Genomic DNA, 14,325 nt, shown 5'->3' on the forward strand with positions numbered 1-14,325 from the left:
CGAATGGAGCGGCGTTTATATCTTTATAGCTGGATTAGAGCCTTATTGCGCGTCTTCCGGCAGGATGCGCACTCCGCCTTTGTCCGCCGCAGAGGCCAGCATCGCATAGGCCTTGAGCGCGGTGGAGACAGCGCGCGGACGCGGGGCCGCAGGTTTCCACGGCAGCGGGCCTTTCTCTTCGCGACGGGCCGCGAGCACGGCGTCATCGACCTTGAGCTGGATCGAACGGTTCGGGATGTCGATCTCGACCGTATCTCCGGTTTCCACCAGCCCGATCAAACCTCCCTCGGCCGCCTCAGGCGACACGTGGCCAATCGAAAGACCCGAGGTGCCGCCAGAAAAGCGCCCATCGGTCAAAAGCGCGCATTTCTTGCCCAGACCTTTGGATTTCAAATAGGACGTCGGGTAGAGCATCTCCTGCATCCCCGGACCGCCTTGCGGGCCTTCGTAGCGGATGATGACCACTTCGCCAGCTTGCACTTCGCGAGTCAAAACGCCGTTAACGGCGTCGTCTTGCGATTCGTAAACGCGGGCGGTGCCGGTGAATTTCAGGATGCTTTCATCCACACCCGCCGTTTTCACGATACAGCCACGCTCAGCAATGTTGCCGAACAGAACGGCCAGACCACCGTCTTTCGAAAACGCGTGTTCCACGGAACGGATCACGCCATTTTCGCGGTCAGTGTCGAGTTCCTTGTAACGGTTCTCGGTCGAAAACGCCTGCGTCGTACGCACGCCGCCGGGGGCCGCTTTGAAAAGCTGCTCGGCTTCGGGGTTATTCGCAACCGTGATATCCCATTTCGCAATCGCAGCTGCCATCGTGTCGCTGTGCACCGTGCGCACATCGCCATGCAGCAATCCGCCACGATGCATTTCGCCCAGAATGGAGAAGATGCCACCAGCACGGTGCACGTCTTCCATATGGACGTTGTGGATGTTCGGCGCGACTTTGCAGAGACAGGGGACCTTGCGCGACAGACGGTCGATGTCTTGCATGGTGAAATCCACCTTGCCCTCATAGGCGATGGCCAAGAGGTGCAGTACCGTGTTGGTCGAGCCGCCCATGGCGATATCGAGAGACATGGCGTTTTCAAACGCCTCGAAGGTCGCGATCTCACGCGGCAGGTAGCCCGGAAGCTCCTCGTCGTAGTGTTTCTTGGTGATCTCGACGATCTTACGCCCGGCCTCGAGGAACAGGTTCTTACGATCCGCATGGGTCGCCAGCGTCGAGCCGTTGCCCGGAAGTGCCAGACCCAAAGCTTCGGCCAGACAGTTCATAGAGTTCGCGGTGAACATGCCGGAGCAGGACCCGCAAGTCGGACATGCGTTTTGTTCGAACGCGTCGACCTGTTCGTCGGTGTATTGATCATCGGCGGCGGCAACCATCGCATCGACGAGGTCCACAGCACGTTCCAGATCACCGATCTGCACCTTGCCAGCTTCCATCGGGCCGCCAGAGACAAAGATCACCGGAATGTTGAGGCGCATCGCGGCCATCATCATGCCGGGGGTGATTTTATCGCAGTTGGAGATACAGACCATGGCATCCGCGCAATGCGCGTTGACCATATACTCGACCGAATCCGCGATGATTTCGCGCGAGGGCAGGGAGTAGAGCATCCCGTCGTGGCCCATCGCAATGCCGTCATCGACCGCAATGGTGTTGAATTCTTTCGCCACACCGCCCGCTTTTTCAATCTCGCGTGCCACCATCTGGCCGAGGTCCTTGAGGTGGACGTGGCCGGGCACGAATTGCGTGAACGAGTTCACGACCGCGATGATCGGCTTGCCGAAATCTCCATCGGTCATGCCGGTCGCGCGCCAAAGGCCGCGGGCACCGGCCATGTTCCGGCCATGGGTCGAGCGGCGGGATCTGTAATGAGGCATGGTGTTGGCTTTCTGTAACGTCATATGAGCCGCCTATTGGGCGGGTTGACGTTGCATAAGGCTTTCGGCGCGACATTTCCAGTCACGAACACATGTGCGCGGATGAATAATGTTGCTGGAAACGGTGCTGACCCTTGGCTCGAAACCTTAGATCAGCTTTTTCTTGCGTTTAAGCGTCTCGCCAAACTCAAGCGAGGGCTCGAGGGTGATGATCTCGCCGCCTGCTGCGTTTTCATCTTCGACCCGTTTGGCGATAATCTGAGCCGCGGCGCGCCCGATCTCGGCACGGCAGGCATCCATCGTGGCCAATTTACGCGGCAGACCATCAAGGAATTCGATGCCGTTGAACCCGGCAAGGCCAACATCCCCCGGCACGTCGATGCCGTTGTCGAGGCAATACATGAGGCCGCCAGCACCGATCATGTCGTTGGAATAGTAAAGGAAATCGATTGGGTCTTCTTCGTTGCGCTTGAGAATGGCCTCGGTCATCTCGCGGCCTTTTTTGAGCGCGGAGCCGCCGGAATAGAATTCGCTGTCGGCAATTTCCAAACCGGATTTCGCGAGCACTTCTGTAAAACCCTCGAAGCGTTTGCGGGCGCGGTGATCAAGCGGCATTTTGGTGCCCAGAAACCCGATCCGTTTGTAGCCGGCATCAATGATCGCCTGCGCCATTTTGCGGCCCGCGCGACGGTGCGAGATCCCAACGGCAGAGTCGATCGCTTCGCCATCCGTGTCCATGATTTCCACGATCGGAATGCCAGCCGCCGCCATCATCGCCTTTGAGGCTTCGGTGTGTTCCAGCCCTGCGATAATCACGCCGGAGGGACGCCAGGACAGCATTTGATAAAGGACTGCCTCTTCGCGTTCGGGTTTGTAATTGGTGATGCCGACGACGGGTTGAAGTTCGGTGTCTTCTAGTACCTCATTGATGCCGGTCATGACCTCGGGGAAGACCATGTTGGACATCGAGGGGATGATCACGGCCACGAGGTTCACCCGGGAAGACGCGAGAGCACCGGCGATTTTATTCGGCACGTAGCCAAGTTCGCGGGCGGCCTCCAAAACTTTGGTCCGGGTCGCTTCGGATACATCGCCACGATTGCGCAGCACGCGGCTGACAGTCATCTCGGACACGCCGGAGGCTTCGGACACATCTCGAAGCGTAAGCGGCCGTTTCGACGGTGTGTTTCCGGAACCCTGTGACATGGCCTGACCCTCTGAACTGTTTGTAATTTCACTCAGTCTACACCATAAAACTGCCTTGTCCATCTGGCGCAGATTAAAATTGTTATCGCTAACAGGCGCCAGGTTCGATTTCTCGGCTCACGGCCCGCCTCAACCCTTGTGCCGATGCGGGTGCCGAGGCTATGAGACGGATGTGGCCCCGTGGCTCAACTGGATAGAGCAGCCCCCTCCTAAGGGGCAGGTTGCAGGTTCGAATCCTGCCGGGGTCACCACTGTCTTATTAGACTTTTGAGTCTAGAAGCATAGCCTGGACGCGAGCCATTCAGTGCCCGAGCGATATCTCTGCGGGATCAGGTGTTCGTTCCATAGGAGAAGGCAGCTCACAAAAGGAGCGACTCAAAACCTAAAAGGTCGGTCGCAACTTTGTAGGGCAAATGCCCTAACTGATTTTAGTTTTGAGCTGTGACCCAAAGTTGTGCCTCTAGATAGAGTGGAAACAGCGTAGTGTCACGTATACGCAGCGCTGTGCGTTCAGAGACTTGCCTCTATTGACGAGAGCTCTTGCCTCTGCCTTTCTCTGCCAAACGCCTTCTCTTATTGGGCGCAACACTCATAAAAACAGGCAAGTCCCGTATCAAAGGCTTCCCTCTTGGTGGGGCTTCGGAGACCTGCCATCAAAATCCCGAAATGCTGTCCCCAGCTTGTCTTTTGAAAGTGTCGGGCATTCCTTCCATTTTCAAGACATCCTCGAAACGAAAGGAAATCAGGATGTCGAAAACAAAAAGCATGACCCAATCCGCAGCCGCCCGGATTCAGGCCGCAGGTGCAGTCAAGTCAGGCGGCCAGACGGCCAAGGGAAGCTTTGCCACACGTGCGCAAAGGGCTGCTGCAAAGGGCTCTAAAAGCTCCAACACCAAGAAATAAATGGTTTGGGATGGTGGCTGTGCCACCATCCCGCTATCGAGGTACAATATGTATTATTCAAAAGATAAAACACTAAACGAAGTGATTGCAAACGAGGTGAATTTAGGGGCGCGTTATGTTCATGGGAAGAAACATGCCAAGCTCTTTCTTGCTGGTGGTGGCCTCTTGGTTTTTTCACGTACGCCCAGCGATCATCGGGCGTATCGGAACGTAAAAGCAGAACTGGCTCGACTGCACAGACAACAGGTTCAGGAATAATGGTTTACGATCTTACCCCCATCCCCCAACCTTCAGAAATCGTCGCATTTCTGATCCGTGCGATGTCGCACGTTGACGATGCAAATGATGCAGCACTCAAGAAAGAGCTTCAACGCCTTCGAAAAGGCAAACCTTTGTCCGCCGAGGCGGCGAATGAGCTTCTGAGAAAGCATCTCCGTGATTTCCATGATGCGAATGGCAATGACGAGTGGGATGCAACCGACTTCCTACCTATGCTTCGGAAGTACACCGAGTTATGCCTTCGCCTTGATTGTTCAGCTTTGCCCGCCGAAGTCGTGCGCGGCGTTTTCGACAGGGTAGCATTCGGTTGCTTCCAAGATATCTTTTGCAACGTCTTGCCCGTCACGGGCGTTTCGCCAGAAGAACTACTCGGCAATCCTGGGCAAGCTACGCAGCTTTTGTGGCAATCCCGTGTGAAAGACTTTGGGCTTGTACGGCTCGCGGCCGAAATCGAAATCAATTTGGGGCCGAGCATATCTGGAGGCGATTGGGAAAAAAACATCCGGCGCTGGTCTAAAGGTGAAAACGACACCCAAATCCGCATGATCCTAGAACTCATGAAGAACTGGGACCGAAAATTTGCACGGGCGTTGTTGGCCGCGAGACTATATCAGCGGTATTGTGATCTTAGTTTGGTCGATTGCCGGAACCATAAGCCACGGTATGAAATTCCCTTTGATTTCCATGAAATTCAGTCGGCGATCACGGCACAGTTGGATGTCCCAGCCTTGAGAGAGGGCTGTGATCTGAATGAAGTACAACAGAGCGCCATAATTGAAATCACGCGACTTACGGACCCACGTCGCGACAAGGCGGAAGGGGAAGCCGCCACTGCCGAAGCGCTTTTCGAAAGCCTCGAAAGTTCTTTACATGGGCAACCTCGTTTGGCTGGTCTTGGCCTTTTTAGGGGGCGCTATTTCGCTCAGTTTGGAAAGCTCGAAGACGCCCTGAATGCGTTCGATGAGGCTGCAAATTGGTTCCAGTTCCGCAGCGCAGATCAGCTGAAGAGCTGTCTACATTACATTTTGAACATTTCGAAGATGCTTGGAAAACGACGAATCTATGCAAAGTGGGAAGGGCTTTGTGAAGGGCTCGGTCTTGCTCTCGATATTTCAGACGCTGAGCTCGCTGTAGAAAGAGACTTCCCAAATCTGTTTCCGGAAGCTGATCCAATTTTCAAATTGCATCCCCTAGATGACTATTTCATTGATCTTTCAAAATGGAAAAGCCGTCAGGTCGATCTTCGGAATCCCGACCGGATCATCAAGGGGTATGGCAAGACGCCAACACCGCAAATTGCGCTTTTTGCCCACCTTGGACAGGTCGATAAGGTCACTCAACTGTTGGCAGCTGGCGCTGATCCTAACAATTTGGACAAGAACGGGGGATCTCCTCTTTTAATGTCACTTCAAGGGAACAATGAGGCTTGCTTCTGGGCTCTGCTTCCTGTGACGAGCGAAGAGGTGATCAACGATAGAACCAAGGGCGGAAAGTCCTCACTATTTGAAGCGATTTCCATGGGGCGAGTCGATTTTGTTCAGGCCCTTCTCAACCGAGGTGCAGATGTTGAAATCAGGGGAGAGAAACAACAAACAGCTCTTTTCGAGGCGGTCGGACATTTTGCAAACCCGAGTGCTTTTGCCCAAGCGGCAAGGCGAGCCGGGACAGTGGGTGCTGATTTCCCTGCATTCCTGCGCAAGACAACTTCGCCTTTCACAGCGGAGGAGGCTCGCGCACAGTCGCTCTCGCAATACACGGAGGATGAATTGGCCATTTTGCCCGGAATCGCAGAGCACCTCCTGCAAGGAGATAACCCGACGACCCGTAAAATTGTTCAATGTCTGTTGGACGCTGGCGCTGATATTAACGCGGTGACTGACAACGAGAATCTGACACCATTTTTGTATGCGGCCGAAGTGGGAAACCCATGGCTACTAAAGATATTGGTTGATCATGGTGCCGATATCAGATCGCGGGATGCGCGAGGTGGGACCGCTTTGTCGCGCCTTCATTTTTTCGGCCATTCGCGACTTTCTGCTGACTTTTTACTTTGGATACAGCCGGTTGATCGGGTTTGGTTGAGAGAAGCGCCGATACAAAATCAAAAAATTTGAAAGCCTCTACGACAAACGATTTATCTATTTTCGTAGCGTACCATCAGAAATTTATTCTGTCCTTGGCAGCACAGTAGGATTTTACGTCGCTTCATCGAAAGACTGTCTATTCAACGCGGTTCAGAGTACCTGTGAAGACGATAGAGGATACTAAATTTGAATAGGTTTCTAAAAAGAATGCATGTAGCTCAGCAGCTACACTTCACCCGTCAGCGCCAAAGCCTCAATAGCCCCATCCAAAGCATCTTTTGTCGTGGCTAGGCAATACTTGACCTCGCCCCACATTGTGGCTGGAATCAGAAAACGTGCTTCTGAGATATCGACAGCATGGTTCGCGAGGAAATGGTTCATTCCATCAAGGCTTATTATCGCATTCACGATAATATCGACTTCATCCAGGTTCAGCAGACCCAAATCAGATGACAGACTGTCAGAGAGAAGCCTCCGCACCCTTCCAATCGAAATAAATTCGCTGTCCGGAGTTGGGCCGTCGAGATTTTGCTTCAGAGCGCGCGCATAGTTCCGAAACTCGGCTGCAAGGATGCGCCGCAATGTTTGGCGTTTGGTTGCCAGTTGTCGCTCATGCGTCTCTCTGTCGTGCTTCGCATTTGCTCTCAAAGTCCAGATGACGCCGAAAAAGCCGATGACCCCAACAATGGATGTCTGAAAGCGATCCAGCAAATCGATGACATCAATGATCGTCAAAACGAAATCCATTCATGAAAAATACTTGGACCCAGAGCATGCATAACAGGATCGACATGGGCAAGAGTTTCCGTGGGCCTTGCCCATGCCTGTCTTCTGCCTGTTCAATCTCAAGATATCAGAAGATCCTTTAAGCTCTCACGATAAATCAAGCGATCCCGGGTATGCCGATCATTTTCTTCGGGACGTTGTTCAGTCAGATTTCCGGCTGCAATCAACGTATAGATACCCTCGGCGTCAGTTCCCAACGCCTTTGCCGATTCTCGAACGGGTGTGACCTGCCGCTGCGCCTTGGAAAGAATGTCAGTCAGGTCAGACGCAATTACCCTCAGTTCCTCGAAACCCTTGTGATACCGGCTTCGCTTGGTGACCGGGATTGGATGGCGCAATATCAGCGCAAGAGCTTGCCAAAGCGGCATTTTGCATGCGCGTGCGGCGTCACGAATCGCCATTGGTTTGCCGCGCTTTTCTATGTCCGCATGGGGCTCAAATGTATCCCTGAGCTTGTGCCAATATTCAGCGATGACACTGGGGTGGTAAACGGGAACAGCCTGCGGATGCTTGAAATAGGTTTCGATCACGCCGTTCTGTGTCAGGGCATCTAGTACCGGCTTGGATATCCCCATATTCTTCGCGGCCTGTGCCGACGTACGAAGCGCTTTGAGTTTTCCGGCGACATCGTCACCGATTGCTGCGGGGATGTAGCCGATAGGGGCAAAATGCGATGACCCTTCGCAGCGTTTCACATATCCGAGCTCCAGAAGCATATAGCCCAACTGTGCCTTGTTGAGGCGTTTTTCCTTGGCCAGGCTGTCAAAGGTATATTTGTGGCGTCTCAGATTTTTCTGCCCAAGAACCTGTCCACCCTTTGGAACTGGAAATGTTTCAAAGATGAACTTGCGCACCAAGTCCCTCAGGTCATCGAAATGCGGGTCGGTATCCCGATCTCGCAACCACTCGAAAAAGACACCATAGCGCGCAATGTAGAGCGAAGTGTCGTCGGGCCTGTTTTGCTCAAGTTCATCCATTTTCTCAATCAGCGCCTGCGGTCCGTGGCGCAGAAAGCTGAAGCCGATCCGCCCCGCCTTTAGCCACTCTGACGCGCTGGTCTCATGCCGTTTGGATCTTGGCCCCTTGAGCAGCAGCAAACCGAAAAACTCGCAGGTTTGCGATGCGACATGGATAGGCAATGTGTCGATCCAGTCGTTCCCCTTTTGCCCGGCGATGCGCCTCAATAGATACCGTTCAAGCTCAAGGTCTTTTGGGTCAGGAAATCTTGGGGATGTGAGGTTTGCACCCAGCGCCAGGCTCGCAATGTCGAAATGATCGTTCCCCGATGGCGCTTTGGGCAACTCTTGCAAATAGCAGCCGTGTTTGTGGCAAGTACGAACTGAGGTGAGCTGCCAGATGCCAAGTTGATAGGCAAATGGTGCCCCAGAGTTTTGGCATGCCTCCCTGAAACACATCGGGCAGATTTGCGGCTTCGTGCGCTGAAACACTGTGAACTTTATGGTTTCGTCACCGAGCAGGAACCAGTCCTGCTCGGAAAGTGATGGTGTCTTGGACTGTAATATGTCTGCGTCCTGACCGGCCAATACCGCAACATGCCGAACCTCATCGACATCGCCATTGCTAAGCCGAAAGTAATCTATGCCCAGATCGGTGCAGAAGGAAATCAAGCGCGGCGTTCCGTTCCGATGCGCGAGACGGCTGGCCAAAGAGGTCGCCGTTTCACCGGGGATGATCGGGACAGACAAAGGAAGGGCGCAGGTGAAACTCATAGGTCGCCCTCCTCGCCAAACAGCTTCCGCGGATCTACCTGTGTAAAGTCCGGGATGAGAAACGGATTGAAAGCATCGCCGCACCCTTTCCACTCCTCGAATGCCGTCGCAAAATGGTCGCGGGAGAGGCAATCCACTTCGGCGTAAAGCGCTTTCTCGATCGCCATGAGCGTCAGTCGAATGGCTAACCCAAATTCGTAAGCGCCGGCATGGATGATCCGCTCACCTAGAGCGTCTTCCTCCGCACCGGATTCCAAACAAATGCCAGCCGCCGAGCAATAGCTTTCGACCAATTCGACCACATCATCAGCATCACTGTGAAGCTTCAGTGGTTCGAAGCGAATGCCCTTGATGCGCCGCCCCAATTGCGTGTCGAAATTGATGATGTCTTTCAGACCCTCTGTCCCTGACAGGAAGAATCCTACGGGCCACGCGTCATCTTGAGAGATCGTTTTGAGCATATTGGCGACATGCGGCAACTCACTCTTCGAGTTTCGCGTGTTGAGGTCTTGCGCCTCATCCAGATGCAGAAACAGAACACGGTTTTCTCGCAGATGGAACCGAACCTTGTCCCAAATGTACCAAGCCTGTCTCTCGGCGGTCAGTTCATAGCCAAGCGCGTGCAGAATTCGCAGCCCCACATATTTGAGAGTGGCGGGCGACGGCACACTGACACTGATGATTTTGGCCTGCGGATAGTCGGAAACGGACAGTTCCCTCTGGATCGCCCGGACCAGATGCCGCATCGCGGTGGTCTTGCCGCTGCCAGAGCCCGCGGTAAGCGCCAGACTCAAACCTTCCGTAACCCGCCCGGAACGCAAATCCGCCAAACGCAAAGAGACAAGCCGATGTGCGAGATCAAAAAGCTGATCATAACGCTCATGCTGAACGAAACGCGCATTCAACGCACTCAGAGTTTCCGCCGTGTCGGGACGGCTCGCAGGCAGATCAGTCATCGTTAAACCCCCAGCGTTTCTTCGGTGCGGGCGCCCCCGGCGCAGTGTCTGGATCATCCGGGGTGTACGGTTTCGGCGAAATTCTCTTTCCACGCGCCAAGGGATTGGTTGGCAACTCTGGCGGAGAAATCAGATTTTCCAGAGGCGCGTCGGGATCGACCTCATCCCTTCGGATGGTCAGCCGCATCGAGCGTTCGTTCCGGAGAACATCTTCATCCTTGATGTAGAACGGCGTACACTCATTGCGCAGCATGGCCTTTCGCACCTCGCTATCAATGCGATCATAAGCACGTCTGATCTGCTCGATATGAACCTCCGCATTTGCCCTATGGGTTTGCCGAATATTTCGCCGGATTTCCTGCCATTCGGCATAGTTCATTCCGGAAAATATCTGTTCATTGGCGCGTGCGGGAACGGTTTGCCCGCCGACACTGACGGACACCCAGCTTAGATCATCCAGATCGGCTCGCACCGTGACTTTGCGCGTCGGGCTATGCAGATAGGCATCACGGAGTTCGTCGCAGGAATAATCAATGCCAAAAAGTGTAATGCCGCTTTTGTTCAGCGTACGTTCAAAGGCGCGACCAAAAGCGGCCCGAAGTTCATGGCCGTCAGGCGGGGTTGGGATGTTATTCGCCTGATTGTGTCGCTCCCAAGCATCCAAGGGTGTTTCTCCCCCCAATCCGGAATGTGGAGTTCTGTGGTAGATATCGACGATATAACTCACGATGGTCATGATCAGCTGATCGTCTGTGAGGCTCGCCAAATATTCGGCAGGATAGTCGCCTCGCTCCTTCGTGTTGGAAAACGTCCTGCCGATCAGGTGCGGCATCAGCTCGTGCCCCAATGTCAGGAAAATGCTTTCGACATTTCCGCGTAAGGCAGGTTGACCAACAGGTGGATGCTCTAACCCCACGCCGATGCGCTCACATGCCAGTTTGAAGTTGGCAGCTGTAAATGCGACACCATGATCGGCAACAATTTGGAATGGACGGCCTCGCATATGCCACGGCGCCGTACAGCCGCACGCCTGCGCAACCGCCGTCTTGTCTCTCAGCACATCTTTCAGACCACGAATGGCATCTTCAGCGTTCTGTGAAGCGGCGAGGCGTAAAGACAGCACGCATTTCGTAGCACAGTCTTTAAACAGGTAGAGATATCGCCGGCCTTTCTCCAAGGTTTCGAGGCGATCTGCGGGGAGCAAATCCAAAAGCCCGGTTGTGGCGAAAAGTGAGATGACATCGAGCTTGTTCTCATCCACCTCCACGCGTTCTAGGGGCATCTGCACATCCAAACCGGATGTACGGAAGATATGCTTCCGATTGGCGGCATCAATGCCGAGACGCTTCACATCCAGATAGTAGGGGCTTACGCGGTCCAAGAAACGCCTTACCGTTCGCCGGGATGGAACGATCAGTTCAGGATGCCCCTCTGCTCTCCGGCAGACATTTTCATTATTAAAGAGGTCGAGCGTCCTCCTGACCGCCTTTGCCTTATTTGGCTTTTGAGTTGATGCGTACAAATCCACGACACGAGAAATGAGCGCCAGTTCTTCTGCATTGAAACGGCGATGGCGATTGCCACATGCATAGTACCGGCTGACGAGACCATCGATATGGTAGCCAGCATTCTCATAGTTGCGTACCCATGTCAGCAAAGTGCGGGGTTTCGGGAATTTTGGTATCTCAATTCTCTGGCCTGCGCGTGACTTTGCCTCCTGATAGACCCTGCCAAAATTATCTTCCGCCAAAAATCGCAGTTCAGCTTCGACAGGCGTAATCCACACATCTTTTCGCTTCACCTTTCCGTGCAGATACAATGTGTAAAACGCATCCACACAGGTCTTTCGCCAAAGCGCAGTCATTTGCTCGTCGTCTTGCGCACGAGTTAAGGCTCCAGCCTCCCCATGCTTGATCTCCCGCAGTCGGTTTCCCGGCGCAAAAGAAATCGCGTTGCAGGACCATATCCGGCCCGGCCAACAGGTGCGTAAATTCAGCGAAACCGATCCTGTGCGTGAGGCCGGGTTTATCTAATTCTTCGAAGACATAACCTGCGTCATCATACCGTTTCAGACGCAATGCGCGCTGGAACAAAGTGACTTGATCATTTGCAGAAATATGAAATCTCTCGGTCATGCTGCCACTCCCATCAAAGAGCGGTTTCGCATCATGAGGTCCCGACCGGCCGCATTGGCTGCCTGAACATCGAGATCCCGGTCCGTAATGAGCATCAAGCTATCGGCAAAGGTTTTGGGCATGTGCGATGCGATGCATTCCAGCTCGCGCTCAAAATTCCGCTGCCAGACCCGCTCCAAGGGTTTGATCGCCACGGCAATCCGTTCCCCGGACATTAGCGTGATCAGAAAATCAAAGATGTGATGCCCGATCCTGCCGTTTGGCTTGCGATATCGAATTTCCGTGGGTTGCTCCCAAATGTCGAACAGGTCGCCGCTCACCGCCATGAGCATCAGAAAGCGCTTCTCAAGGATGCTCTCATAGAAAATTGTCCGAAGCCTTCCATCTTTGGGCAAGGTGAGGGGCAGAAAGCCGCGGCTAGAGGCGCGAGATGGCTTCATGACATTGCGTGTCGCGCGGCTACGAAGAGGTTCGAGGTAGGCGTTTGAGTGGTACATTTGAATTCGGCACAGCATCTCCATTCCCATGCTGTTTCAGCATGGGGTGAGTGCATTTCGCCGCCCTTGTTTAATAAGAATTCTGCTCCGCCGAGAAATCTCCCGGCGGATTGACTTTGCTTTGATTTTGGGGGACACAAGGGCGTCGAAGTTGCAAAATCGATACCAATGAAACGGCCTCCCTGGTTTGGCGATCGGGAGGTCTTTTTCATTTCCCCATGGAAGATTGGGGGTCTAGCGGGTCATTTAATCCCCCCATCATCTTGATAGCGATCCGGGAAAAGCTCCTTAGGTGAGCAGCCGGCAGCTTCCGCCAGCGCTTTTTGAATTTTGTCAGACTTTCTAGAGCCTTGGCTCACGAGAGTGACCGTTGAGGGACGCTCTCCGATGAGCCGGGCGACCTGAGACAAGGACGAGCCACGTAGCCTGAGTCTGTGCTTCAGATCTTCGTGCTGCGTATTTACAGGCTTGTTCATGAGGTTTTTCGCCAGTCGTAAAGTTTTTTCGGACATCTGACTTAAAGCTGAATGCGAATCGGCAAGCAAGCGGAAAAATCAACAATTAATAAGCGTTTTCAATATGATACTGATTTTCGACCACTGGAATTAGTTTCAAATCAAGACTGTGTTTTCTAATGAAAACAGGTTTGGCAGTTCTTTTTTGTCCGGTGACTTGATTGATGTAAGTGGCCCAGAAACCTGTATCAGAGATTTGCCCTTCCAGGCCCTCCGAAGCAGCCATTGGTGTCCCATTTAGAAACGTGCACGAACGGAACACATCCGCCATGGCCGCATGATGGTGTGGGTGGAATTTTCTAGGGTGATCCCAAATTATCGCTAAGGAAGCTCGCCGGACAACGCGTCGCGAGGAAGTCATGCAATTCGACTTGTCCCTCCCCAACACTTTTCGCGAGAGCGCGACACCAATAGATCTGCGCCTCTTCTTCTCGCTTTTGTTGCTGCCTTTCTGTTGAATGCTCGTATGCAACTACAATCAAAATAACGCAGGCCGAACCCGCCAGTGCGGGCATAAAAGCTTTCAGACGAGACCAGATAGGATGAATTTTCATATGGCCACTTTATCATGCAAACAGAAACCTTGCCCAAGTGCTTTCTGATCTCAAGCTACGTTGCCGATGATCATCATGGCTGCTGTGCAGATGGTCATCGGTCCAAATTGGGAGCGCTTATGAGGCCTTTCCACTGCGACGCAGCGCTCCGAAGGAGACCCGTTCCTGATGCTCGATGAGGATAGTATTGCAAGACTCTCCGCCCATACATTGCTTCGCTAAGCATATGTGAGTACGATTCTGTGCCGGTACCCAGATAATCTCTACTTACGCTTTCTTGATCTCACCACCTGGGTTCCGTTCATTGGTGTGAGTGCGCGAGCAGTTGCCCTGCGCTTTGAGCGGCTTTGCGTCGCGGCTAATATTCAAAATCTTGAAGGATTTGAAGGACGGGAAATGTGCCAGAAAAAACCTTCGCTGGCTTTTGAACAATGTCGTCACGTGATCCGGCAACTCGTCGCTCAACATCGTGCATCAAATCCTCGCGTTTACGGCTCTGTGTTGCGTCGAGAAGATACGGAAGATAGCGACCTCGATATTTTAGTTGATCCTATGCCCGAAACCACTCTTTTCGATTTGGGAGGCTTACAGGAATCTCTCGCAGAAGCCTTGAACGTCAAGGTTGATGTTAAGACGCCTGGAGATCTTCCAGAGCGGATCAGAGATCGTGTGTTGAGCGAAGCCGTTCCGGTTTGACGGCGAAAAGCAACTCTGAAGCTCGTTGAAAGGCAGATGAGTTCAATTGCGACGCAGGAAAAGAAGGCCAAAACGGCCCATTGCTGCCATTCGTGCG

Annotated in this window: 13 protein-coding genes and 1 tRNA gene; 5 read left to right on the forward strand and 9 right to left on the reverse strand. The window is 53.4% G+C overall.

The annotated features are described in order from the left end of the window. Window positions 1-42: 42 nt before the first annotated feature. The gene (ilvD, locus tag J5Y17_RS01500; RefSeq protein WP_219783637.1) at window positions 43-1,887 is read right to left on the reverse strand and encodes a dihydroxy-acid dehydratase; all 1,845 of its coding nucleotides are present in this window, start codon (window positions 1,885-1,887) and stop codon (window positions 43-45) included. A gap of 147 nt (window positions 1,888-2,034) precedes the next feature. After that, window positions 2,035-3,093, reverse strand: coding sequence for a LacI family DNA-binding transcriptional regulator (locus J5Y17_RS01505; protein WP_219783431.1), 1,059 nt, complete (start codon window positions 3,091-3,093; stop codon window positions 2,035-2,037). A 174-nt stretch (window positions 3,094-3,267) separates the two neighbouring features. On the opposite strand from J5Y17_RS01505, the gene J5Y17_RS01510 reads away from it, so the two are divergent. From J5Y17_RS01510 to J5Y17_RS01525, 4 genes are all read left to right on the forward strand, one after another. Beyond that, window positions 3,268-3,344 (forward strand) — tRNA-Arg (locus J5Y17_RS01510). Between the two features lie 289 nt (window positions 3,345-3,633). Then, the gene (locus J5Y17_RS01515) at window positions 3,634-3,996 is read left to right on the forward strand and encodes a hypothetical protein (RefSeq protein WP_219783432.1); all 363 of its coding nucleotides are present in this window, start codon (window positions 3,634-3,636) and stop codon (window positions 3,994-3,996) included. A gap of 48 nt (window positions 3,997-4,044) precedes the next feature. Then, window positions 4,045-4,254, forward strand: coding sequence for a hypothetical protein (locus J5Y17_RS01520; protein ID WP_219783433.1), 210 nt, complete (start codon window positions 4,045-4,047; stop codon window positions 4,252-4,254). Continuing rightward, window positions 4,254-6,389 carry an ankyrin repeat domain-containing protein gene (locus J5Y17_RS01525; RefSeq protein ID WP_219783434.1) on the forward strand — a complete coding sequence of 712 codons (2,136 nt, stop codon included), beginning with the start codon at window positions 4,254-4,256 and terminating at the stop codon, window positions 6,387-6,389. The genes J5Y17_RS01520 and J5Y17_RS01525 overlap by 1 nt, the downstream gene beginning before the upstream one ends. Before the next feature lie 195 nt (window positions 6,390-6,584). On the opposite strand, the gene J5Y17_RS01530 is transcribed toward J5Y17_RS01525, so the two are convergent. The 7 genes from J5Y17_RS01530 to J5Y17_RS01560 all read right to left on the reverse strand — a co-directional run bounded on the left by J5Y17_RS01530 (window position 6,585) and on the right by J5Y17_RS01560 (window position 13,204). Further along, the gene (locus J5Y17_RS01530; protein ID WP_219783435.1) at window positions 6,585-7,094 is read right to left on the reverse strand and encodes a hypothetical protein; all 510 of its coding nucleotides are present in this window, start codon (window positions 7,092-7,094) and stop codon (window positions 6,585-6,587) included. Between the two features lie 110 nt (window positions 7,095-7,204). Further along, the gene (locus J5Y17_RS01535; RefSeq protein WP_219783436.1) at window positions 7,205-8,875 is read right to left on the reverse strand and encodes a TniQ family protein; all 1,671 of its coding nucleotides are present in this window, start codon (window positions 8,873-8,875) and stop codon (window positions 7,205-7,207) included. Then, entirely contained in the window at window positions 8,872-9,888 is a 1,017-nt protein-coding gene (locus J5Y17_RS01540) for an ATP-binding protein (RefSeq protein WP_219783437.1), read from the reverse strand. Before J5Y17_RS01540 ends, J5Y17_RS01535 begins: the two co-directional genes overlap by 4 nt. Further along, a complete protein-coding gene (locus tag J5Y17_RS01545) occupies window positions 9,824-11,695 on the reverse strand; it encodes a Mu transposase C-terminal domain-containing protein (protein ID WP_219783438.1) in 1,872 nt (623 codons plus the stop codon). The genes J5Y17_RS01540 and J5Y17_RS01545 overlap by 65 nt, the downstream gene beginning before the upstream one ends. A 267-nt stretch (window positions 11,696-11,962) precedes the next feature. Next, entirely contained in the window at window positions 11,963-12,487 is a 525-nt protein-coding gene (locus J5Y17_RS01550) for a Tn7 transposase TnsA N-terminal domain-containing protein (protein WP_255571785.1), read from the reverse strand. Window positions 12,488-12,705: 218 nt separating this feature from the next. After that, window positions 12,706-13,008, reverse strand: a complete 303-nt coding sequence (locus tag J5Y17_RS01555) for a helix-turn-helix domain-containing protein (protein ID WP_255571786.1) — start codon at window positions 13,006-13,008, stop codon at window positions 12,706-12,708. Window positions 13,009-13,024: 16 nt separating this feature from the next. After that, window positions 13,025-13,204, reverse strand: a complete 180-nt coding sequence (locus J5Y17_RS01560) for a hypothetical protein (RefSeq protein WP_219783439.1) — start codon at window positions 13,202-13,204, stop codon at window positions 13,025-13,027. Between the two features lie 556 nt (window positions 13,205-13,760). On the opposite strand from J5Y17_RS01560, the gene J5Y17_RS19125 reads away from it, so the two are divergent. Continuing rightward, window positions 13,761-14,228: a nucleotidyltransferase family protein gene (locus tag J5Y17_RS19125; RefSeq protein WP_255571788.1), complete on the forward strand. Its 468-nt coding sequence runs from the start codon at window positions 13,761-13,763 to the stop codon at window positions 14,226-14,228. Window positions 14,229-14,325: the final 97 nt, after the last annotated feature.

The sequence above is a fragment of the Celeribacter sp. PS-C1 genome, from assembly GCF_019429625.1.
GTDB lineage: Bacteria > Pseudomonadota > Alphaproteobacteria > Rhodobacterales > Rhodobacteraceae > Celeribacter.